General features: G+C 35.8%; 13 protein-coding genes and 1 riboswitch. Of the genes, 2 read left to right on the forward strand and 11 right to left on the reverse strand.

Going from position 1 to position 23,933, the window contains the following annotated elements; all coding sequences use genetic code 11:
* Window positions 1-59 precede the first annotated feature (59 nt).
* Window positions 60-155: riboswitch (SAM riboswitch) on the forward strand.
* Between the two features lie 69 nt (window positions 156-224).
* Window positions 225-680: a protein-disulfide reductase DsbD domain-containing protein gene (locus VB798_RS08375; RefSeq protein WP_323257870.1), complete on the forward strand. Its 456-nt coding sequence runs from the start codon at window positions 225-227 to the stop codon at window positions 678-680.
* 135 nt (window positions 681-815) lie between these two features.
* Window positions 816-2,006 carry a cysteine desulfurase family protein gene (locus VB798_RS08380; RefSeq protein WP_323257872.1) on the forward strand — a complete coding sequence of 397 codons (1,191 nt, stop codon included), beginning with the start codon at window positions 816-818 and terminating at the stop codon, window positions 2,004-2,006.
* A gap of 164 nt (window positions 2,007-2,170) precedes the next feature.
* Here the strand turns inward: VB798_RS08380 and VB798_RS08385 are convergent, their stop codons facing one another.
* From VB798_RS08385 to VB798_RS08435, 11 genes are all read right to left on the reverse strand, one after another.
* Window positions 2,171-3,619, reverse strand: coding sequence for an arylsulfatase (locus VB798_RS08385; protein ID WP_323257874.1), 1,449 nt, complete (start codon window positions 3,617-3,619; stop codon window positions 2,171-2,173).
* Window positions 3,620-3,705: 86 nt separating this feature from the next.
* On the reverse strand, window positions 3,706-5,187 hold the full coding sequence (locus VB798_RS08390) for a RagB/SusD family nutrient uptake outer membrane protein (protein WP_323257876.1): 1,482 nt from the start codon (window positions 5,185-5,187) through the stop codon (window positions 3,706-3,708).
* Window positions 5,188-5,211: 24 nt separating this feature from the next.
* Window positions 5,212-8,409: a SusC/RagA family TonB-linked outer membrane protein gene (locus tag VB798_RS08395; protein WP_323257878.1), complete on the reverse strand. Its 3,198-nt coding sequence runs from the start codon at window positions 8,407-8,409 to the stop codon at window positions 5,212-5,214.
* Between the two features lie 626 nt (window positions 8,410-9,035).
* The gene (locus tag VB798_RS08400; protein WP_323257880.1) at window positions 9,036-10,607 is read right to left on the reverse strand and encodes an arylsulfatase; all 1,572 of its coding nucleotides are present in this window, start codon (window positions 10,605-10,607) and stop codon (window positions 9,036-9,038) included.
* 1 nt (window position 10,608) lies between these two features.
* The gene (locus VB798_RS08405) at window positions 10,609-11,028 is read right to left on the reverse strand and encodes a rhodanese-like domain-containing protein (RefSeq protein ID WP_323257882.1); all 420 of its coding nucleotides are present in this window, start codon (window positions 11,026-11,028) and stop codon (window positions 10,609-10,611) included.
* Window positions 11,029-11,246: 218 nt separating this feature from the next.
* A complete protein-coding gene (locus VB798_RS08410) occupies window positions 11,247-13,814 on the reverse strand; it encodes a TonB-dependent receptor (RefSeq protein WP_323257884.1) in 2,568 nt (855 codons plus the stop codon).
* A 463-nt stretch (window positions 13,815-14,277) separates the two neighbouring features.
* Entirely contained in the window at window positions 14,278-16,137 is a 1,860-nt protein-coding gene (locus VB798_RS08415) for a sulfatase-like hydrolase/transferase (protein WP_323257886.1), read from the reverse strand.
* A 36-nt stretch (window positions 16,138-16,173) separates the two neighbouring features.
* A complete protein-coding gene (locus VB798_RS08420; protein ID WP_323257888.1) occupies window positions 16,174-16,338 on the reverse strand; it encodes a hypothetical protein in 165 nt (54 codons plus the stop codon).
* Between the two features lie 94 nt (window positions 16,339-16,432).
* A complete protein-coding gene (locus tag VB798_RS08425) occupies window positions 16,433-18,748 on the reverse strand; it encodes an arylsulfatase (RefSeq protein WP_323257889.1) in 2,316 nt (771 codons plus the stop codon).
* Window positions 18,749-18,809: 61 nt separating this feature from the next.
* A complete protein-coding gene (locus VB798_RS08430; protein ID WP_323257891.1) occupies window positions 18,810-21,245 on the reverse strand; it encodes a TonB-dependent receptor in 2,436 nt (811 codons plus the stop codon).
* A gap of 242 nt (window positions 21,246-21,487) precedes the next feature.
* Window positions 21,488-23,785: a sulfatase-like hydrolase/transferase gene (locus tag VB798_RS08435; protein WP_323257893.1), complete on the reverse strand. Its 2,298-nt coding sequence runs from the start codon at window positions 23,783-23,785 to the stop codon at window positions 21,488-21,490.
* Window positions 23,786-23,933 lie beyond the last annotated feature (148 nt).

The raw sequence follows: 23,933 nt of genomic DNA on the forward strand, positions 1-23,933 counted from the left end.
ATTCCTAAAATATTTGGATTACTCATTATAAAAATAGAACTTTGTCTATCGAATAAATAGATTTATAAAGAACGAAGGGAGAGATAAGGCTCAACGAACTTCTGGCAACCTGTTACCACCAACAAGGTGCCCCAACCTTATTCTAATGATAAATCAGAAGAAATCAAATTACACATTTTGTTTAATCAAGGAATAGCACTTGCTATTCCACAATCTAATACATCATGAGACGTATATTTATTATCGTTGTATTAATTTTGTCGTTTGTATCGGCAAAAGCCCAGCAAGTAAATCAGATTGCTAATTGGAAATATACTTATTCAAATCCTAATTTTAAAGTAGGAGATGAAGTAGAATTGATTTTTACGGCGAATATAGAAAAAGGTTGGTCATTGTACTCTAATGACTTCAAAGCGGATATTGGTCCTCAACCAACTACTTTTTGGTTTGCAGAAAATGGTTCTTTTGAATATGACGGAAAAATTACGCCAGTTGCTCCCTTAAAGAAGCTAGATAAAAACTGGGGATTTGAAGTAACCTACTTTAAAGACAAAGCGGAATTCAGAACAAGAGTAAGAATTGTTGAACATGCCTTAGATATTTTCGGAGGGATAAAAGGACAATTTTGTAATGATAAAAAAGGAGTCTGCATTCCATTTGAACAGAAATTTCAGTTTTAGGAATTAGTTAATTTAGTTTATATCATTCATTTACATTTCATCAATAAATACAGATTACAGTGAAAGGAAAAAACCTTTTAAACCTATTGACTTGAAAATTGAACCTTCAACAATCTAAACAACATAAAAAACACCATGGAGATTTATTGTGATAACGCTGCGACAACTTCCTTAGATTTGGAAGTATTAGATACGATGATTCCGTATTTGACTAATCATTTCGGAAATCCATCATCTAGCCACGCTATTGGAAGAAAAGCCAGAGAGGCCGTAGAAGAGGCTCGTCATAAAATTGCGAAGCTTTTAAACGCTTCTGAAAATGATATTTTCTTTACTTCTGGTGCAACAGAGGCAAATAATTTGGCAATTTCTGGTGCAATTAAAACTTATGAAGTCAGAAATGTTATCACAAGTAGATTAGAACATAAAGCCGTTTTACAAACATTAGGGCAGTATAGTCAGCATAATGATTTAGAAATTGATTTTGTAAGACTTGATAATAGAGGCAATGTAGATTTTGAGCAATTTGAATGGCTTTTGAAAAATAATCAGCAAACACTCGTGAGTTTGATGCACGGCAATAATGAAATTGGGAATCTGACAGACATAAAAAAAATTGGAGAAATCTGTAAAAAATACGATGCTATTTTTCATAGTGATACCACACAGACTATCGGGAAACATAGATTTGATGTCACAAAACTTTATATTGATTACATCGTTGGTTCGTCGCATAAATTTCATGGTCCTAAAGGGGTTGGGTTTATTTACATCAATAAATACAGAAAAATTCAACCACATATTTACGGCGGTGCTCAAGAGAGAGGAACAAGAGGTGGAACCGAAAACGTGGCTGGTATTGTAGGAATGGCAAAAGCCTTGGAAATTGCTTACAGAAATTTAGAAGAGTACGAAAATTATGTGGCTTTCTTGAAATCAAAGATGATTACGGCCTTGCATGATTTGTTTGGAGATGAAATTTCATTTAACGGAGAAAGTGATTCTACTACCGATAGCTTACCCAATATTTTAAACGTTGCTTTCCCGAATTTAAAGAAAGGTGGAGTATTGGTAAATCGTTTAGATGCACTTGGAATAGCGGTTTCTGGAGGAAGTGCTTGTTCTAATTTAACGAATAATGGTTCACATGTTTTAAAAACGTTGAATCGTAATCTTGATAAAGACAGCGTTCGTTTTTCATTTTGTAAATATAACACACCAGCTGAAATCGACTTGATTATAAAAGCTATTGTGGATATTTACGAGCAAGATATTTTCGTAAGAAAGTCAGTTCAAAATAAATCAGCGCAATTAATTTATGCTTAATTTTTGATTTTGCATGGTTCTTTTAGATAAAATTAGTATCTTTGTCTATCGAATAAATAGGATATAATATTAATATTTAAGCGACAGCTTTGTCAAATCTTTCAGGAAAGTCGGTGGTTGACTCTCTTTAGTTTTGGCGGGCTGTCGCTTAAATTTTTACAAACCTACTTATTCTGACTTACAAACGGAAATAAAGTAGATTCTACATGTGATGAATTCATCAATCCTTCCAACTCCTTTGCTTTTTCAGGAAATTGCTTGGCAATATTTTTACTTTCAGCTGGATCTTTTGCTAAATCATATAATTCTACTTCATTCTTAGGATTTACAGAAGCATTCAATTTTACGGCTTTCCAATTGCCTTGTCGTACCGCTTGAACCCCACCATTTTCATGAAATTCCCAATAAAGATATGCGTGTTTTGCTTGTGATTTATTACCTTTTAAAGTTGGGACAAATGAAAGTCCATCAGTATTTTTAGGCGCTTTTACACCAGCTAATTCAGCGAAAGTGGGTAGAATATCCCAAAAAGCACCAATATGATTATTCTGTGAGTTGGGTTTTATGACGTTCGTCCAACGAGCGATGAATGGTTCACGAATTCCACCTTCATACAAATCTCGTTTTACGCCTCTGAAACCACCGCCACTGTTAAAGAAAACAGGGTCAGCACCACCTTCTTTATGTGGACCGTTGTCACTCGTGAAAATCACCAAAGTATTTTTATCTAAACCTTCTTGCTTTAATTTTTCAAGAATTTGACCGACATATAAATCAAGTCGGCTAACCATAGCTGCAAAAGTAGCATGTGGATATTCTTGCGAAGTATAACCGCCTTTTGTGGCTTTTACACCATAATCATTTCCCTTATATGGCTTTTCATTGAACTGTTTTTTATAATATTCCAAGATGCTATCGTTAGGAACAAGTAATTCAGCATGTGGTAGAATATAAGGTAAGAATAAGAAAAACGGTTTGTCTTTTACTCTGTTATCAACAAACTCTAATGCCTTTTTTTGAATAATATCTGGGGCATATTCTTTATTTTCAATCAAATTTTTATTAGTTTCCAACACAACTTTTTGTCCGTTTTGCCATAAATGATTTGGGTAATAACGGTGTGCTAACGTTTGGCAATTATAACCAAAGAATTGATCAAAACCCTGTTTGTTAGGATCTCCTTCCGAACCAACTGGTCCTAAACCCCATTTACCAAAAGCACCAGTTTGATAACCCGCTTTTTGAAGTATTTCAGCCACAGTGCGCACAGAATCAGCAATTGGTTCTTGTCCTTCTGGGTCAACACCTTTGTTGCCACGGATATAAGTATGACCCGTATGTTGCCCTGTTAATAGCGAAGAACGTGATGGCGCACAAACACTTGTTCCCGCATAAAATTGCGTAAAACGAATACCTTGCTTGGCTAATTTATCAATATTGGGAGTTTTGATAAGTTTTTGTCCGTTGATTGCGATGTCGCCATAACCCAAATCATCCGCTAAAATGAAGATGATATTCGGGCGAGTATCATTTGATTTTTGTTTATTTTTTTGTGCCAATAAAGTAACTGCTTGTGTGAACAGCAAGGCGACAGCTAATATGATTTTTTGCATGATGATGCTATTTTTTAATTACCTATAAAACAAAAACATACGTAGCAAACAGAATTACTACGTATGTTCTTAAAGACAAGAAATGTTTAATTATACCCAGGGTTTTGTTGATACAGCCCTACTTTTGTTCCTATTTCAGTGGCAGGCACTGGATAAATCAAAAAGTCGGATGTTACGGCATTGATTGTTAGAATTCCATCATTTTTTATCCAAGAATTCATTTTAGTAACAGCATTTCCAGAACGAACTAAATCATTCCAACGGGTGCCTTCTCCTAAAAATTCTTTGCGTCTTTCTTCCAATAAAGTATCAAAAGTAACGTTCGAAATACTTGGTAGTCCTGCACGATTTCTTACTTGATTCACCAAAGCATCTACTTCTGTTTGTGTGCCTTTTGCTCCTTTTAAAATGGCTTCTGCTTTCAACAAAAGAATATCTGCATAACGTAAAACGATAAAATTGATAGACCAATCTCTTCCATTTGTACCTCTTTTTGCCACATCAATATATTTCTTGATAAAAGGCTGAGAGTAAGATAATTGTATATTGAAAGCATTTCTTACATCCGACGCATTCGTTAAGTACAAAGCTTTAAGTTCTTTAGAAATATTAAAGTTACTTGCACCATAACCATTACCATAAGCATTTGAAATTCCTTGTCCCGTCCAAAATGCTACTGGAGCGAGATGACTTGGAAAACCAGCACCATTCGAAGAACTCATAAACTGTACATCAAAAATTACTTCTTTATTATTTTCGTTGTCATAAGCAAAAACCGAAGAATAATTTGGTAATAATTGATATTGATTACTCGCAATTACTTCATTAAAAAGCGTAAGTGCTTTATCGTATTCGTTGCTATTTAAGCCTGCACCTTCAATATTATACGTTGTTCCTGAGCGAGTTAAATAAACTAAACCTAATAAACCTTTTGCCGCATTGTTTGTAGCACGACCAATATTAACACCTGTGTAAGATGCAGGAAGATTTTGTACCGCAAATTCTAAATCTGCAATAATCAATTTATAAATATCTGCTACAGCACTTCTAGGTACAGATTCTACTTCTGCGGCTGTTAAAGGTTTTTCAACCAAAGGCACTTTTCCGAAAGTACGCACTAATTGGAAGTAATAGAAAGCTCTCAGAAAACGTGTTTCGGCTGTAAATCTTGAACGTAAAGTAGCATCTGTAATAATACTTCCTTTGGTTTCTAATGCCTGTAAAACTGAATTGGCATTGAAAATTCCATTGAAATTATCATTCCAAGCACTAGCAATAAAACCTGTTGTGGTAATATTTGGAGAGAAATCGTTGATTCCTTGCCAGTCACGGTTACCATCGTGTAATACATTTAGGTTATCGCTACGCATTTCACCTAACCAAAGTACTTGACTTGGATAAGAAGTTAATTTACTATAAACACCATTGACGGCTTGTGTAAAATCATTGGTATTTGTATAAAAACTTTCTGCTGTGGTACTTGAAACTGGTTTCTGGTCGAGCTGATCTTCGCAGGAAGTAAGCCCCAAGATGACAGCGCTAAGTGCTATATAAATTGTTTTTTTCATGACTATAAAACGTAATTACGTGAATTAAAAAGTAAGATTAATACCTACAGAAGCAGTTTTGCTCAATGGCATTGCACCGTAATCACCCGGAATCGGATAACTCCCATTGCCACTTACATTGGTATTTTGGGCTTCTGGGTTTACGCCACCACGGTAATTATCGTGGTTGAACCAGTTTTGTAAAGCCACATAAACACGAGCAGAAGAGAAAACGCCAGATTTTGCTAAATCTCTGAGGTTATAACCGAAAGTAATATTTTGAATACGGATAAAATCAGTTGAATAAACCCAGTCGGATGTTACTTGTGGAACGGTATAAGTACTTGCTAGTTTTCCACGAGGAGCATCATAATTTTGATTTTCTGGTGTCCATCTTTCTCTCCAAATTCCTAAAATATTAGCGGTTGTACTTCCGCTGAAATCAATGGCACGACCAAAATATGAAAGAATTGAACCGCCAACTTGTCCATATACTTGTACGCTCAAATCAAAGTTTTTGTATTTGAAATTGTTAGTGACACCCCAAGTATATTTTGGATTGGGTTGTCCATAAACTACTCGGTCGTTTGCATTAATTACGCCATCACCATTTGCATCAAAATACTTTGTATCACCAACGGTTTGGTTTCTGATTTTAGCAACTTTCGGGTCGTCCAAATCAGCTTGCGTTAAGACTCCAATTGATTTTGTTACATAATAACTAAACATTGGTAAACCCGGCTGTAAAATATAAGGCGCATTACTTCCGCTATATGCCGAAGGAATATAAATAGGAGAGCCATCTGCATTCAAAGAAATTACTTCGTTTTTATTGAAAGCAATGTTAGCATTTGTACTCCATTGGAAATCAGGCGTTACGATATTTCTTGAAGTAATGCCTAATTCAATTCCTTGGTTTTTTACAGAACCAATATTTTGTAAGCTAGTCGAGAAACCACTTGCTGCCAAAACAGGGAGATTCAACAACAAATCTGTACTTTTTTTGGTATAAGCATCAAAAGAAAGATTAAGGCGATTGTTGAAGAAAGCTGCATCAAAGCCTAAATCATAAGTATTAGAAGTTTCCCATTTCAAGTTCGGATTCGCCAAACCTGCTGATACTTGTCCGCTTGCAACAGTAGGCGTATTTCCACCGAAATTATAAGAAGTACCAGACAAAGTAGGAATTGCACTATAATTTCCGATATTATTATTACCCGATTTCCCCCAGCTAAAACGCAATTTCAAATCGCTAATTTCTTTTATGTCTTTCAAGAATGATTCTTGTGAAATTCTCCAACCGATTGATGCCGATGGGAAAGTTCCCCATTGATTATTGATACCAAATTTTGAAGAAGCATCACGACGAATACTTCCCGTAATCAAATACTTGCTAGCATAATCGTATTGAATTCTTCCATAATATGAAAAAAGAGTATTGTTGTTTTCACTCGTTGAACCTGTAACCGTTACTCCAGCAGCGTTTGGAATGGCATTACTAATTGTATTAACGATATTGTTCGCAAAACCACCAGCAGTATTGATGTTGAAAGATTCTCCATGAACCGAATTGAATGAAACCCCAGCCACTGCCGAAACATTATGTACTTTATCGAAAGTCTTGATAAAATTCAAGGTGTTTTCGTTTACAAAGTTTTGTTTTCTGTAACCTCCATACGAACCACTTGCATTTTTTCCAGGATTGGTAATTCGTTCAGCAGCGCCACCAACGGCTACATAATCAGAAACATATTTTTTTGTTTGCTGATTTATGTCGTCATAATTGATGGTTGTTTTAGCAAACAAACTTGGCAAAATGTAATATTCAGCATAAACCGAAGTTAAGAGACGAGTATTTTTTGTCAATCCGATTGAATTATTCAAAATCGCATAAGGACTTACCAATCGAGGACTACTCCAAGTATAAGTTGAAAACTCACCAGCACCTGTATTCAAACCTGCATTTGCTTCTACTACTGGTGAAATAGCGGCGATATTCATAATTGGACTATCTTTTCCATCGCCTTGTGGAGTATTATTTTCAGAATAAGTTGGTGCTAGATTGATGCCAAATTTCAATTTTTTATTGGCTTTTGCTTCGATATTAGCACGTACACCATAACTTTTAAAATCTGTATTGACCAAAGTAGCTTGTTGATTCAAGTAATTCCCAGAAAAGAAATAACTCACATTTTCAGTACCGCCAGTTGCTGATAATTGATAGTTTTGGAAAGCCGCTTTTCTGTAAATAGCATCTTGCCAATCAACATAAGTTAAACCCGGATGCCCCGCTTGCGACCAACGTTCGTCTGGCATATATGAAGTATTGTACTCACCAGCTTTTAAACCTAAAATTACTCTACGTTGGTCATTCGTTTGATCGGCTGTGCGTCCAGTTCCCGAACGAATCCAGTTTGTATTTGCTACTTCTGTGGCTACGCCAACCCATTCTTCTGCACTTAAAATATCCAATTTTTTAGCAACACTGCTAATACCAGTATTGGTGTTTAAACTGATTTTTAATTTACCAGATTTTCCTCTTTTAGTCGTAATCAACACAACACCATTGGCAGCACGAGAACCATAGATTGCACCCGCAGCAGCATCTTTTAGTACTTGAATACTCTCAATATCATTAGCACTTAAATTTGCGAGTGGACTCGTTCCGATACTTCCATCGGAGCTTTGTCCAGCAATATCCAAAGGAAATCCATCCACTACATAAAGTGGTTCAGAACCTGCATTGATAGAACCCGTTCCACGCACTACAATACTTAAACCTGTTCCGGGTAAACCTGTTTGTTGTTTTACTTGCACACCAGCCATTTGTCCGACAAGTGCTTGTTCGATTCTACCAATCGGTTTTTCTTCTAAATGTTTTGCATCAAAAGATACTACTGAACCTGTAATATCACTTGCTTTTTGTGTACCATAACCAATTACAACTACTTCATCTAAAGATTTTGCTTCGGGTTGTAGTGAAATATTAATTGTAGATTGGTTATTGATTTTTACTTCTTGTGGTAAATATCCGACGAAAGAATAAATCAAAGAAGCATCTTTTGCACTGACAGAAATCGAATATTTCCCATCTTGATTAGAAGAAACACCTTTTTGTGTTCCTTTAATGATTACGTTTACTCCGGGTAAAATATCGCCTTTTTCATCTCTAATGATTCCTGATATTACTTGTTCGCTAGATTTTGTAGGCTTTTGAGCAAAACTCTGTGAGCATGTACTCATTGAGACTAAAAGGATGGAAAAAAGGACTTGAAGTTTCCGTAAATTTTGTTTCCATTGTTTGTGTTGATCCATAACTTTTTTGTTTAAATTTTAAATTTGACAAATACTTTTTCTCCCATCATTTTTTGTGATGTTGCGTCGATTTGCCAAATGTTTAGGTTTGTTAGCACTAAAAAGCACTAAGTCTTCATGGGTATTATGATATTAAATATGTAAGGAAATATAAGTTTCGTAAAGTGTAATATTGACACATTTGTAATTACTCTACAAAACTTATGGGACAAATGTATAATCTGTAAATTTTTCAGACAAGTACTTTTTAAAATACTTTATTAATTCATTTTTAATTGTGTAATTCAAATATTTTATTGAATAAATAGTGTGGGATTTGAAGGGGATTTACCTTTAGTCTATTAAATTGAAGGAGTTTTATTTTAATTTTCAGAAAACTTTTAAAGATGTTTTTTGAAAATATAAGCTGGAAGATTCAGCTTGGAAGGAGAGTATTTAATTAAAATTTTATGTCGATACTGTAAATAGTGAAGGTTATGGGTTTATAAATACAATTTAAATAGCTTTAAAATAAATCGTCCTTTATAACCCAATAAATCATAAAGGACAATTATTTACTTGATTTTATTCCAATCCTGAACACCTACTTTTTTTGACCAAGCCTCGTGTGCTGTGATGAGTTCTTGTAATATTTTAGGATGGTTTTCTGCCAAATTTTTGGTTTCTGTTCTGTCTTCTGCAAGATTGTATAATTCCCAAGCTTGGTTATTTTCGGCAACGGCTTTCCAATTTCCTTTTCTAATCGCCCGACTGCCTTCATGTTCCCAAAAGAGTGCTTCGTGGGGTTTACTTTGTTTGCCTTCCAATTCATTTTTCAGACTGAATCCTTCTAATGGCGTAAGTTTTTTTCCGTTAAAAGTACTTGGGTATTGAACACCTGCATAATCCAACACCGTTGGAAAAATATCAATCAAATGACTTGGACGATTACTTTTACTTCCTGCTTTGATATGATTTGGGAAATAAGCAATAAAGGGTGAAGCAATTCCGCCTTCGTGAGTATTCTTCTTGAATAATTTAAAAGGCGTGTTGCTGGCATTTCCCCAAGGACTTTCGTAACTATCTATCGAAGTAACCGAACCCGCTTTTCCATTTTTCTGGGTTACATAATTCCAATTTTTCACATCGTCGGCACTTCCTCCATTGTCAGAAAGAAAAAAGATGATGGTATTATTTTCTTCGCCAAGTGCTTTGATTTTCTGTAAAACTTCCCCGATTCCTGCGTCCATTCGGTCAATCATAGCGGCATAAATTGCCATGCGTGTATCCCATTTTTCTTTTTCTTCATCACTGAGTTTATGCCAATCAGGCACATTTTCAAAACGATTGGAGAGTTCCCAATTTTTATCAATAATACCCAAAGCTTGTAATTTTTTTAATCTAGTGGCTCTTAATTCATCCCAACCCTTCAAGTATTTTCCTTTGTATTTAGCAATGTCTTCGGGCAAAGCTTGAATTGGCCAATGCGGAGCATTATAAGCCAAATACAGAAAAAATGGCTTTTTATTTTTATGCTGTTTGTCTAAAGCATTGATGGCAAAATCGGTAATGGCTTGCGTGAGATATTTAGAAGTATCGTTCCGAATAATTTCTTTATTTCCTTCCAAAAAAGTAACCGTTCTACCATCGTTATACAGTGGTTGAGAATTATAGTAGCTACTTCCGTTATTTTGCAAAGTAAAAGATTCGTCAAAACCTCGATTCACAGCCCAAGCCGAAGGCACTAAACCAACATGCCATTTTCCTGAAACAATGGTAGAATAGCCAGCTTGTTTGAGAGCTTGCCCGATGGTGATACAATTTTCGTTGAGATAACCTTGATAGGCTGGAAAACCCTTGTCTTGTACCATATCGCCAATACCAGCTTGGTGCGAATACAAACCTGTAAGCAAAGAAGCCCGTGAAGGACAGCAACGACCTGCATTGTAAAACTGTTTGATAATGAGGCCGTTCTGGGCTAATTTATCTAAATTAGGAGTTTTGATTTCAGAGCCAAAAGCTCCAATATCCGAAAACCCCAAATCATCAGCTAGGATAACAACAATATTTGGCTGTTTTTTTTGAGCCAACAATGGCTGAAAAGTAGAGGTCAATAAAAGCCCTACGCTTAGAATTTTCTCGAGCATTTTATTTTTCTGCGGGTAAACCTTTTGTGAGAAGACTGTCTAAACCTCCAATATTATAGCCCAATTGATAGCCAAAAGTTTGTAAAGTATCAGCGGCTTTTCCGCTTCTATTTCCCGAACGACAATACAAATAAATCTTCTTTGACTTATCTAACTTTTGAATTTCTTCAGAAAATTTTTCGGAACGAATATTGATATTTTGAGCATACTTTAAATGTTTTGTACTGTACTCTTCGGGCGTGCGGACATCTACTAAATAAGCCTTCCCTTTCTGAATTTCTTTCAAAATTTTCTTACTCAATTTTGTGTCAACAGTGATTTTATTGGCTGTTTTTTGAGTATAAACTTGGTGACTTGTAGTTTGCGCATTGCTCAAAACTGCTGAAAGTAAAAGGGCGAATGTGAAGAGGTATTTTTTCATGTTGATTATTGGTTTTTTTATTAGGGCTTTCGGATGTTGGCTTTCAGTTATCATTTTAACTTTTTAAGAAATAACATCTGAAATCTGACATCCCAAATCCGATGACCGATAGCCAATGGCTGAAAGCTCAAAAATTTGATGATTTATCATAAAAAAGCCTATGAATTTTTCAGCAATTCAGCTTCAAATTCATAGGCTTTAAAATTTATTCGATGATTTTAGAAAGTGAAACGAAGCGTTACACCATAAGTAGCTGGGTCACCTAATACAGCAGCGTAATGTCCTGCATTTCCTGCTGCTGGTAATAATTGTTCGAAATAATCTTTGTTTAAGATATTTCTACCCCAAATTAACACTGAAAGTCCATTTGAAGCACGGAAACCAATTCTACCATTTACGATATTGTAACCTTCAATATTCAAAAATTTAGATGGTGAAGCACTTGAAGAGAACGTTGTACGAGCATAAGAATCAAGTGCGATGAAATAATTTCCTTTCAAAGTCATGAATTTTCCAGCAGTACTGAATTCTCCACCTAATGAACCTGCCCATTTTGAAATTCCCGGTAAATCACCGCCAGAAACATCTTTGAATGCTGACTCTCCACCTGTTTCTTCTAATGGAACTGGTGCATTTTTAAATGAAACATATTTTCCATCAGTATATGAAACCGCTCCGTTGAATGTGAAATGACTACCCACTCTGATACTTCCGTCAACTTCAACTCCTTTTACTCTTACTTTTTCAGCATTTGCTAAATAACCTCTATTTACACCAACTTCAGCCGTTTGAACTTGCGTTTGGTAATCTTTAATTTCAGTATTATAAATAGTTACATTCAAAGAAGTCTGAGAGGTTGGTCTTGTTTTTACGCCAATTTCATAATGTGTTACAAATTCAGGTTTTACTTTAGCTAAATCAATTAAAACGGCTCCATTAGCAGTTGGAAGTCCTCCAAGGTTTACGCCAACTGGCTTATAACTATTTGCATAAGTAGCAAAAACATTTAAAGATTTAGTTGGTTTGTATGCCAATGTTACTTGTCCAGATAAATTATTTTCGTTTACACTAAAATTAAAAGCTTGATTTGTATAAACACCATTTTTCAAAGCCAATAAAGCTGGGTCAGTTGTTTGTAAACCGCCGTAAGTTTCACGTTTGTAATCCACATCTTTTTTATCGTAGTTGAAACGAAGACCCGGTAATAAATGTAATTTTTCAGTGATTGACCAGTCAACTTGGCTAAATACAGCAGCACCTAAAGTTTTAAGTCTTGAAGTAGTTTTTGTTCCAAAACCATCAAATAAACCTGGAGTTTTCCATAATGCAGAAGTTGAACTTTGTGAGAATCTCCACTGTGCTGAACCTGATTCTTCTGTTTGAACTGGGTCAGATGTTAAAAGTTGGTCAATCAAAAATACGCCAAAAACACCGCTCAATCTTTCAGAAAATTGTCCTGCATAACGAATCTCTTGTGTCCATTGGTCATGTCTTGAGTTTCCTTGCGATTTAGTTAATACTGGTAAGCCAATAAAATCTCTATCATTTGATGGATCCCAAATCCAGTAACGCCATGCAGTTGTTGAAGTAAGTGTTCCTTTTCCAATTTTAGCATCAACATTGATAGACGCACCACCGAAATCGTTGTTTACTCTCCACGGAGAATCCGCATCTGTAATTCTATCGAAAGGATTTGTTGTTGGTAATTTATAACCCAAGTCAGCAATAATTGCATTGAATTGACGATAAGCCGCACGTTTTGTCGTTACTACACCAGCCACAACTGTTGCATTTCCATCTGGTCTTTGACGAGCATTATCTCCTGCAAAAGTAATATTTACATTTTCAGATGGCGTATAAAGTAATTGTGCTCTAAAACCTAAGTTATTTAACGAGTTTGTTGGTTTTAAAGTAGTTGTATTAAAAATTGTTCCGTCTCTTTGTGTACCAGAGAATGAAACTCTTGCTGCTAATGTTTTGCTGATTGGTCCTGTGATAGAAGCTTTTGCTTGAATATAATTTAAGTTACCATAACTTGTTTCAAAGGTTGCTCCTGGCGTAAAACTTGGGGCTCTTGTTGTGATGTTAAAAGCACCAGCAGTAGTGTTTTTACCGAAAAGCGTTCCTTGTGGACCACGAAGTACTTCGATACGGTCAACATCAACAAAGTCGATAGCTGTTGCCGCTGGTCTTGCATAATATACTCCATCTACATAAAATCCAACACCAGGATCAATACCATCGTTAGTAAGCCCAAACGACGAACCTAATCCACGAATATTCAATGTTGTATTTCTACCATTTGAAGAATATAATTGTACTGATGGAATTAATTCCTTCAAACGGTTGGGGTTAAACGCTCCTGCATCTTCTGCTTTTGCACCACTAATCACAGCAATTGGAATTGGAATATCTTGTATCGACTCTTGGCGACGTCTTGAAGTAACTACTACATCAGAAAGTTCATTAGTGCTTTCTTCGATAGAGATTTCTACTTTATTGGTATTGATTACGACTTCTTTTTTCTGATAACCTACATAAGATATCACTAAAGTAAATGGCAATTTTTGTCCTGTAATTAACGAAAATTCTCCATTAGCATCTGTAGAAGCACCGTTAGTTGTTCCTTTAATCACTACTGATGCTCCGATGATTAAGTCATTTGTTCTTGAATCAACTACTTTACCTGAAATAGTTGCATTGATAATTGGCTTATCTTGAGCTGATGTTAAAAGAGGTAATATTATTGCCAAGATTAGCAAGGTTGATTTGAAAATTTGTTTCATCGAGTGATAGATATTTTATGTTGTTATTATGTTTATTTCAGGAATTAACTCTATGAGTTTTATAGACTAATTTCCTTTAAAAAAATCCTAGAATGGTATTTCTAAGACTTCCAATTGTAATCATATTCGATAATGAGTGCAAGTTAAGTATTTTATTCTATATAGTATATCATTTTTATATACTAATGCTAAAATTCATTAATATTTATAATTTGTTATTGAAATAATATTAAAAAATGACTTGTAATGTAGCTTATTGGATGAAAAATGAGAGAAATACTTTGAGTAACAATCACGAAATTCTGTAATTAGCATGTCGATTGCATGAGATAAGACCGCCAACACCAGTACCAGAGTTAAAGCGTGGGATTAAATTTTTCATAGTTTTGATAGGTTTAACTTTATTAAAGAATAGTATGAGCATTAGAATAATAAAAGACGATCATTCTAATGCTCTATTGATTTACTTACCACCACTAAACTGAACTTTATAGCGTTCAGCGGCATGTTCAACATCAATTAATGGATAGATATTATACTTGGCTGCTTCTGAATCGAAGAGTGCTTTTAATTCTTTGAGTTTCTCAGGATATTTCTTCGCCAAATTTACTCTTTCGTTGAAATCTTCGTTTAGGTTGTACAATTCCCATTCTTCCTTATCAGGATTGTTTTCAATGACAGGGAGTTTTTCACCACTAAAACCAAATGTTTCTAAAGTATTCGGATGATGTGCAGCCCCTGCTTTCCAACCATCTTTATAAATAGCTCTGTTTCCAAAAATGGTAAAGTATTGTTGCGTATGCTGTTCAGGAGCTTTCGCATCACCAAAAGAATACGCTAAACTTTTGCCATGAATTGGATCTTGTTTGATGCCTCGCAATACTTCTGGCTGTTGAACACCAACGATTTCTTCGATAGTTGGCAAAATATCAGTTACGTGCCCAAACTGAGTACGGACTTCGCCTTTTTCTTTGATACCATTTGGATAATGTACAATCAATGGATTGTGTGTTGCTCCTTCAGCATTGGCATCACTTTTCCAGAATTTGAAAGGCGTATTGGTTGCTTGAGCCCAGCCTAAAGGATAATTGGCTACTGATTTTACATCTGGAGTACCGATTTTATCGTATTCGCTCAAAATATACTTTTTGTATTCTTCACGAGTAATATTATCTGCTCCAAAACGAATGGTTTTATTAGTTACTCCATATTCTAAACCTTCTTTACTGCCTCCATTATCACCAATAATGACGAAAATTGCAGTATTATCCAATTGTTTGCTTTCCTTCAAATGATTGACCAAACGACCAATTTCGTAATCGGTATATTCTAAAAAGCCAGCATATACTTCCATGAAACGAGCGTACAAATGTTGTTCTTCAGCAGGTAAATCTTTCCAAGCTTTGATAAAATCGTTTCTTTCTGGTAAAACTGCATTGGCAGGAATTACGCCCAATTTCTTTTGGTTCGCAAATACTTTTTCTCTGAAAACATCCCAACCTTCATCAAATTTGCCTTTGTATTTATCGCTCCATTCTTTTGAAACTTGATGTGGTGCGTGTGTAGCTCCAGGAGCAAAGTATAAAAAGAAAGGTTTGTTGGGAGCGATACTTTTTTGTTTGCTGATATAACTAATGGCTTTGTCGGTCAATTGTGCTGTTAAATGTCTGCCATCAGGTTTGATATGTTGGTTATCTTCAACTAAATCTGGTTTGTACTGGTCGGTTGCACCGCCCAAGAAACTAAAGTTATGGTCGAAACCTTTGCCAGAAGGCCAACGTTCGAAAGGACCTAAATCGGTACTTTCATCATCTGGCGTTAAATGCCATTTTCCTAACTGATAAGTACTATAACCATTTTCACGAAGTACTTCGGCAATTGTTCCTTTGTTTGGTTTGATATGACCATCATAACCGGGATAATCTGCTGATAAGTAAAAATGAGGGAAAAGTCCCATGCCAACAGAATGATGATTGCGACCAGTCAGTAATGCCGCACGAGTAGGAGAACAAATTCCTGCGGTATGAAAATTAGTATAACGAAGTCCGTTATTTGCGAGGGCATCAAAAGTTGGCGTATTAATTAATCCACCAAAAGTACCAGTTGCGCCATAGCCAACATCGTCTAATAAAATCACAACAACATTGGGAGAACCAGCTTTGGCTTTCTTTAAATAATCAACTTTATAAGGCGTTGATGTTTTGTGTGATTTTGTGATTTTCCCTTTCCATTCTTGTTCCGCTTGAGCGAATAAATTATTAGCTGAAGTCATTAAAACTGCGCCAGCGAGTAATGGTAAGTAAGGATTTCTTTTTTGTTTCATCTTCTTTAATTAAATGAGTTGAAATATTAGTATCGTTTAAATTTTCTTTTGAATACTTGAAGGGGGAATAATTTTCTGGTTTTTACTTTGTTGTTTTTTCTTGAATAAATCAGGATTACCAATCGCTGTAATTAGTAGAATGGCTAATGGTGGAATTAATGCGATAAATCTGGTTGTGGATGATGTAATTTGTGTTTTCATAGTAATTAAATTTTAGTCTATGGAATAAGTATATTAAATAGGTTTTAAAAAATCTCTTGTAAAACTTAGCAAGAGATTTTTTAAGGTTTCTTGATTATTTAGAAAGATATTCAATCGTTATCTTATCAAATTTCCCATTGTATTTGAACGGTGTTTCATAACGATTTGAAACGGGACTGTTCAAATCTGCACCAACATCAACACCATCTTTATAGAAAGCTATATACTTGGCTTCTGAATAATAAATAGTTCTTTTAGCGACTAATTGCCCATTAATATACAATTCAGCATTTCCCGATTCTGGATCAATGTTTTGAGCAATTAAACTTTTAGCATTGGTAGGTGGTTGATAATTAAATTGATAAGAAAGTTTTACTTTACCCGCTGGCAGTACTTTCTCCGTTTCTAAATGTCTGATAATTGTACCTGTATTATTGGCTACCTCAAATTTACCATCTTTGATAAATAGACTTAAGCCTTCAAATGAACCACCTGTTGAGAACAAAACGCCTTCGTTCCCTTTTACATAATCTACTTCTGTAGAGATTTTAAAAGAAGTTTGAATGAATTGTGGCCCGCTAAAATTTAGAATCTGGTCGATTCCTTGGTATAATACAATCTTATCGCTATTGCCGAAAATACTTCGTTTTCTCTCACCACTTGGTGTCGTATCTTGCAAAGGATATACATTGTATTTGTAGGCTTCTTGATCGAACAAATCTTGTAATTCCTTTAGTTTTTCTGGATATTTTTTCGCTAAATCAATACGGTCGTTGAAGTCTTTATTTTGATTGTATAATTCCCAAACGTCGTTTTTGAAATCTGTTCCTGGCTCATGATAAACAGCTGCTTTCCAACCATCTTTATATATTGAACGTTTCCCTTTGATTTCATTATGCTGAACTGTATGAGTGCTTTTGGCTTGCGCATTTTCAAAGGAATACACAAGGCTTTTACCTTCAAATGGTTTTTGAGCTACACCATTGATGGTTTGAGGAAATTCTCCTTTAATCAATTCCAAGGTTGTCGGAGCAATATCATTAACATAACTGTACTGATTGCGGATGCCACCTTTTTCTTTGATGCCTTTTGGATAGAAAATAATCAAGGGATTATGTGTTCCTCCTTCTGAATTTCCATCAACTTTCCATTGACGGAATGGCGTGTTTGTCGCTTGTGTCCAACCATAAGGAGCATCTTGAAAAGCGTGTTCAGTTCCTAATTTTTCGATATTTTTAATGGCTTCTTCAATCTGCTTTTTGTTTTCGAGGCTACTGATATAACCATTGATTGTACCATGCTTTGTACTCGGACTAGAACCATTATCACCGATAATGGCAACAATTACGGTATTATCCAATTGCCCGATTTCTTTCAAATAATTCACTACTCTACCAAATTCATAGTCGGCGTGCGTTAGGAATCCTGCGTAAATTTCCATGTAGCGAGCGTACAGTTTTTTTTCTCCATCTGAAAGACTTTCCCAAGCTGGTACTTTTGCATCACGAGCTGGTAAAACGGCATTAGCAGGTACAACGCCTAATTTCTTTTGACGAGCTAATACTTCTTCTCTGTACCAATCCCAACCTTTGTCAAATTTCCCTTTGTACAAATCACTCCATTTGGCATCTACTTGGTGTGGTGAATGAATCGCTCCAGTGGCAAAGTACAAAAAGAAAGGTTTTTCTGGAGCAAGCGATTTTTGGTTAGCGATGTACTTAATCGCTTTATCTGCCAAAAGTGTACTTAAATGTTTGGTGTTTGGTTCAATATCAATAACACTATTGTCTTCATACAAATTAGGATGATACTGTTCTGTATGTCCCAAGTGCCAACCATAAAAATGTTCAAAGCCTTTTCCTGATGGCCATCTATCAAAAGGACCAACAGCCGAAACTTCATTGATAGGCGTTAAATGATATTTCCCAACAGCAAAAGTGCTGTAATTGTTGGCTTTCAAGATTTGTGCTATGGTCGCTTTATCGTCGGGCAAACGTCCGTCATAACCCGGAAAACCCGTTGCAGTAACAGGAAAAAGTCCCATGTGAACTGAATGAGAATTTCGACCTGTCAATAATGCCGCTCTAGTTGGCGAGCAAATTCCTGTTGTATGAAAATTGGTATAACGTAAACCGTTGTTTGCCAAACTATCCAAAGTTGGTGTGTGCATCAAACCGCCAAAAGCACTTGAAGTACCAAAACCAGCATCATCAATTAAGAGATAAACAATATTTGGTGCATTCTTTGGAGCTTGTGGTTTTGCTGGCCACCATTCTTTGGAGTCGGCAAGTGTTTTACCAATTTTTCCTTGAAATACTTCTTGTGTATTTTGGCTAAATGTTGTCTGCGTAAAAAATACACTTACAGCAAAAACAAACATTTTTTTTGTATGTACTTGTATGAATTTCATATTTAAGTTTTTATTATTAAAGAGCAAAAAAATAATGACGCTTTTCCCTTTTTCAATACTATTAAAATTCCTTCTCACCATATTCCGTCTTCGTTGATTTTACTTTCTTGCTTGACTCATTCAAGCGAATACCCAAGCTCAACTGCAATACTCGGTCGTATTTGATGTAATCGGTATAGGAGTAAAAAGTGGCTGATTGCGTTGTGATTTTTTGACTGTTCGATTGAAAAATATTGTTCAACTGTAAACCAATTGTTCCTTTATTTTTCCAAATATTTTGTTTCAAACCGATGTTTGACAGTAAAATTCCACCGTCATTTCCTTGTGAAGTAATAGTGGCAGAAACATAATTCAAATCCCATTGCAAGCGAAGCGTTGGGTTAATCGTAATACTTGTATTGGCATTGATGGTATAATTCAAACTATTTTTACTTGCGTTGGCATCGTTCAAAATATTTGAAACCCTAAAATCATACACACTTGTACCTACATAAAATCGCCACCAATTTGTCGCTTTAATATCTGCTGAAATTTCTAAACCTGTAGAAGTAGCATCGCCTCCGTTGGTGTAAGACCTGCCCAGAATAATTCGATTGTCTATATAATTGGTTCTGAATACTTTATTCTGGACAAAGCTGCGGAAAGCAGTCGTCACCAATTTTAAATTTGACCATGTTTTGCTGTAAGAAAGCTCGATAATATCGGCGATTTCTGGTTTTAAATTCGGATCACCATTTTCAATAGTTTCTTTGTGGCGGTGATTCAAGAATGGAGAAAGTGACTTGATGGTTGGCCAATCAATTCTTCGATTATAACCCAAACGTAAATCCTGACTATTGTTTACTTTCCATAAAAATTGAGCCGACGGGAATAAATTAACTTGTTGATATTGATAGGTTTTAGCCTGTTGTTGGTCTTTCAAACTTCTGTCCATATCTTCCACACGCAAACCCACATTATAACTTAATGCTCTATAAACATTTTCAAACTGTACGTAACCCGCTCTGATTTGCTGATTTACGTCGATAGCATCATTGAAAAGTGGATCGAAATAGGCGGGAGCATCAATCGCAGTCTTTCTATAATAATTAAATGTTCCATTTTGCTTAAAACTTCTCAAAACTGCTCCTGCACCAAATTTTCCTGTTTTTCCAATAGGCAAAGTATAATCTGCTTGTAATCGTAGGGCATTCAGAGGCGAGTTTTCATTGGTTTTTTCTAACAAGAAAACTGATAAATTACTTTCGTATTTATCAGAATTACTGAGCGGACCACTCAAAACGGAATGCTCATAAATTCCGACTAAAGCCAATTTTGCTTTATTAGAAAAAGTATGATTATAGTCTAAATTTACCGAACTGAAATCACCCGAACGCACGAAAGTATTTTCGTTGAAAGTAAGTGCTGGAGCTGTGGCAAACTGTGTTTGAAACAAATTGGTAGAACCAGCCGCAAAGTATTCTTGATAATGCAAATCTGCCTGACGAGTCGTTTCTTTATAAGCTTTGTATAAATTGAAAGAAAATGAATTATTGGCATTTGGATTATAAGCAAAACCCGTTCTGAAAGAATACTGATAATCTTTATAATCTCTCAGTCCATCAGAAGGTAAGTACGTCAAAGTATCTTTGTAAATGGTTCGTACTTCTCCGATGCGTCTGCCGTTAATGTCATAGCGTCTGTAATCTGCTGAGGCATAAAAATCCCATTTTTTGCTACCGTAATTGAGTGTTAAATCTCCTCCAAATCTTGAAGGATTTCCACCCCCAAACATTCCATTACTAGTTAAACTCCAACCTTTGTTGACGTTTTGTAAAGTGATAATATTGATGATTCCCGTCTTCCCGTCGGCATCATATTTGGCGGAAGGCGAAGTAAGAATTTCAATATTTTGAATGGTATTCGCTGGTAATTGCGATAAAATATCCGCTGGTGTGCGGTTGGATGGCTTTCCATTAATCAATACAATAAAACCCGCACTGCCACGAAGTGAAATATCACCTTCGCTGGTAACGGTTACCGACGGAAGTTTTTGCAATAAATCAAGTCCAGTTCCATTGGCAGCTAATTGAAACTTTTTAGGGTCAATAATTTGCTTGTCTAAAGCAATAGCAGTTGTACTTTTTTGTCCCGAAACAATTACTTCGTTCAATACACTATTTTGTTGTTTTAGGCGAAAAGTGGGAAAAGAAATGCTCTTTTTATTATCTGCATAAAATGCTTGTTGAAAAGTTTCATAACCAACAAAACGAACTTTGATAATGCCTTTTTCCAGAATCAGGCTTTTAAAAGTAAAGCTTCCTTTTTCATCTGTCACTGTTCCTGCCACAGCTTTCTTATCATCTGTCCAGATTTCGACATTGGCAAAAGAAACAGGTTGAGAAGTTTGATTATCAATTACCTTTCCTTCCAAAACCAAGTTTTGGGCCTGTATTTTGGTCGAAAACACAGCAAAGCTTAGGAATACCAAGTAATAAAATTTGTAAAGTTGTTTCATTTGTTTCTTGAGTATATTTTTTTGCCATTGATGGATTAACGGCAAAAAATATTTTGAAGAGCTTTTATGGAATTTATAAATGGCTGACAGTTTAGCGAGTATTCAAAAGATACTCACGAGCATCATTTTGATTCATGCGAGTATTCAAATGATGCTTCGGAGTATTGATTTCATTCATGCGAGTATTCAAAAAATACTCCGAAGCAAATTTTGATTCAATTGATTGAAATAAAGAATCGAGCTTATTTCAAATCTATCGTTACATTGTTAATCTTACCCGTATAAGTAAAAGGGATATTGTATTTCTCAGTTACAGCAGTTACTTGGTCTTTTCCGACTTCGATACTCTCGTAAAAACCTACGGCTGGCAAGCTTCTTTTTACTTTTACTTCGCTTACTTTTTTATCATTGATGTATAAAATAGCTGTGGCAGGAGCGTTGTTGACGCTTTCAGTCCCTTCGTAGTTGAAATCTACTTTTAATGAATTCTTACCAGCTTTTATCACATCGCTTGAAGTAGCATAAACTTTTTCGTCGCCATTATTATAAGTAAACCAAAGTTGATTTTTCTGTACATAAAGACTTAATCCGCCTGCTTTACCGCCAACAGCCAATAATACGCCATCAGCACCTTTTTCTGGTACAACTACATCGGCAGTGATGCTCAAAGAACGACCGCTCAATTTTGGTGCAGAGCCTTCAAATAGCTGTGAAGTTTGTGGATATAAAACCAATTGTTTACGATTATCAAAAATAGTTGGAGCCGCCAATGGAATCGTGCCGTCTTTCAATGGATAGATATTGTATTTCCAAGCTTGTGCATCAAACAATTCTTTAAGTTCCTGTAATTTTTCTGGATGCTTTTCTGCCAAATTATTACGCTCGTTAAAGTCTTCGTTGAGGTTGTACAACTCCCAAACGTCTTTGTCGAAATCTTGTTTTTTTACATGCAAAGTACCTGCTTTCCAGCCGTCTTTATAAATTGAACGAGAACCCATGATTTCGTAATGCTGAACCGTATGGCGAGAAGGCGCTTTCGCATTATCAATGCTATACGCTAAACTTGTTCCTTCAATCGGCTCTTGCGGATAACCATTAATAACTGTCGGAACTTTTACACCAGTCAATTCAACTGTTGTCGGTAAAATATCAATCAAATGTGTGTATTGATTACGAATACCGCCTTTTTCTTTAATACCTTTTGGCCAGAAAATAATCAAAGGATTATGTGTTCCACCTTCTGAATTGGCATCTTGTTTCCAATGTTTGAAAGGAGTATTCGTAGCCTGAGCCCAGCCTAATGGATAATTTGGACTTGAGTTTTCTGTTCCGATTTGGTCAATTAAAGTAAGGTTTTTCTTCAAACGTTGTTCAGGCGTCAAATCTGGATCAAAATTACGATGCGCTCTTCCTTCAAAAGTCCCTTCTTTACTAGCACCATTATCACCTACAGAAACAATTACAAGGGTATTTTCTAATTGACCACTTTCTTTCAAGAAATTAACAACTCTACCAATTTCAAAGTCGATATGCGTTAAGAAACCTGCATATACTTCAAAAAACTTAGCATATAATTTCTTTTCATCAGGCGATAAAGCATCCCAAGCTTTTAAGCCCGGTCCACGTTCTGGCAAAACGGCATCTTTAGGAATTACACCCAAACGCTTTTGATTTTCGATGACGATTTCACGGTATCTATCCCAACCGAAATCAAATTTTCCTTTGTATTGGTCACTCCAGTATTTATCTACTTGGTGTGGTTCGTGCCCAGCACCCGGCGTGAAGTACAAGAAAAATGGTTTTTCGGGAGCAAGTGATTTTTGTTCGGCAATCAAATTAATGGCTTTATCCGCCATTTGTGTACTAAATAATTTACCTTTTTCTGGAATTACTTTCTTGGTATCTTCCCAAACTACAGGATTATATTGGTCGGTTGAACCGCTCAAAAATCCATAATAATGGTCGAAACCTCTACCCGTTGGCCAGCGAGAAAAAGGCCCAATAGCCGTTGCGTCGCTTGGTGGTGTTAAATGCCATTTACCAACGGCATAAGTATTATAACCATTTTCACGAAGGATTTCGGCGATGGTTGCTTTTTCAAAAGGCATGTAGCCATCATAGCCTGGTGTTCCACCACCAGTATTTGGAAATAAACCCATGTGAACTGAATGAGAATTACGACCCGTCAACAAAGCAGCACGAGTTGGTGAACAAATGGCTGTGGTGTGAAAATTGGTATAACGCAAACCATTGGACGCCAGACTATCTAAAGTAGGCGTTTTGATTAAACCGCCGTAGGTGCTGACAGCGCCGAAACCAATATCATCTAATAAAATCCAAACCACGTTTGGGGCATTTTTAGGTGCTTTGGTATAACGTTCTTGCCATGATTGTTGTGTTTCGCCTAAAGTTTTTCCTAATTTTCCTTGAAAAGGTTGGGTTGGATCGTGCTGTGCAAAAATACTTGAACTAGATAAAAGTCCAGTTAATGCCAGCGAAGCAGTTAGTTTTGAAAACTGTTTTGGGTTTTTGTGAATCATGATAATGCTTTTATAATTGTGAGTTAGTGAATGAGTGATTTAGTGATTGTAGGAAAATGTAAATTTTTGAGTTGTTCGTAGGAATTTGTTATACGATACGATTTTTATGTTCTATTCTCACAAATCGCTCATTCACAATTCACTAACT

It is taken from the genome of Arcicella lustrica (genome assembly GCF_034930985.1).
GTDB lineage: Bacteria > Bacteroidota > Bacteroidia > Cytophagales > Spirosomataceae > Arcicella > Arcicella lustrica.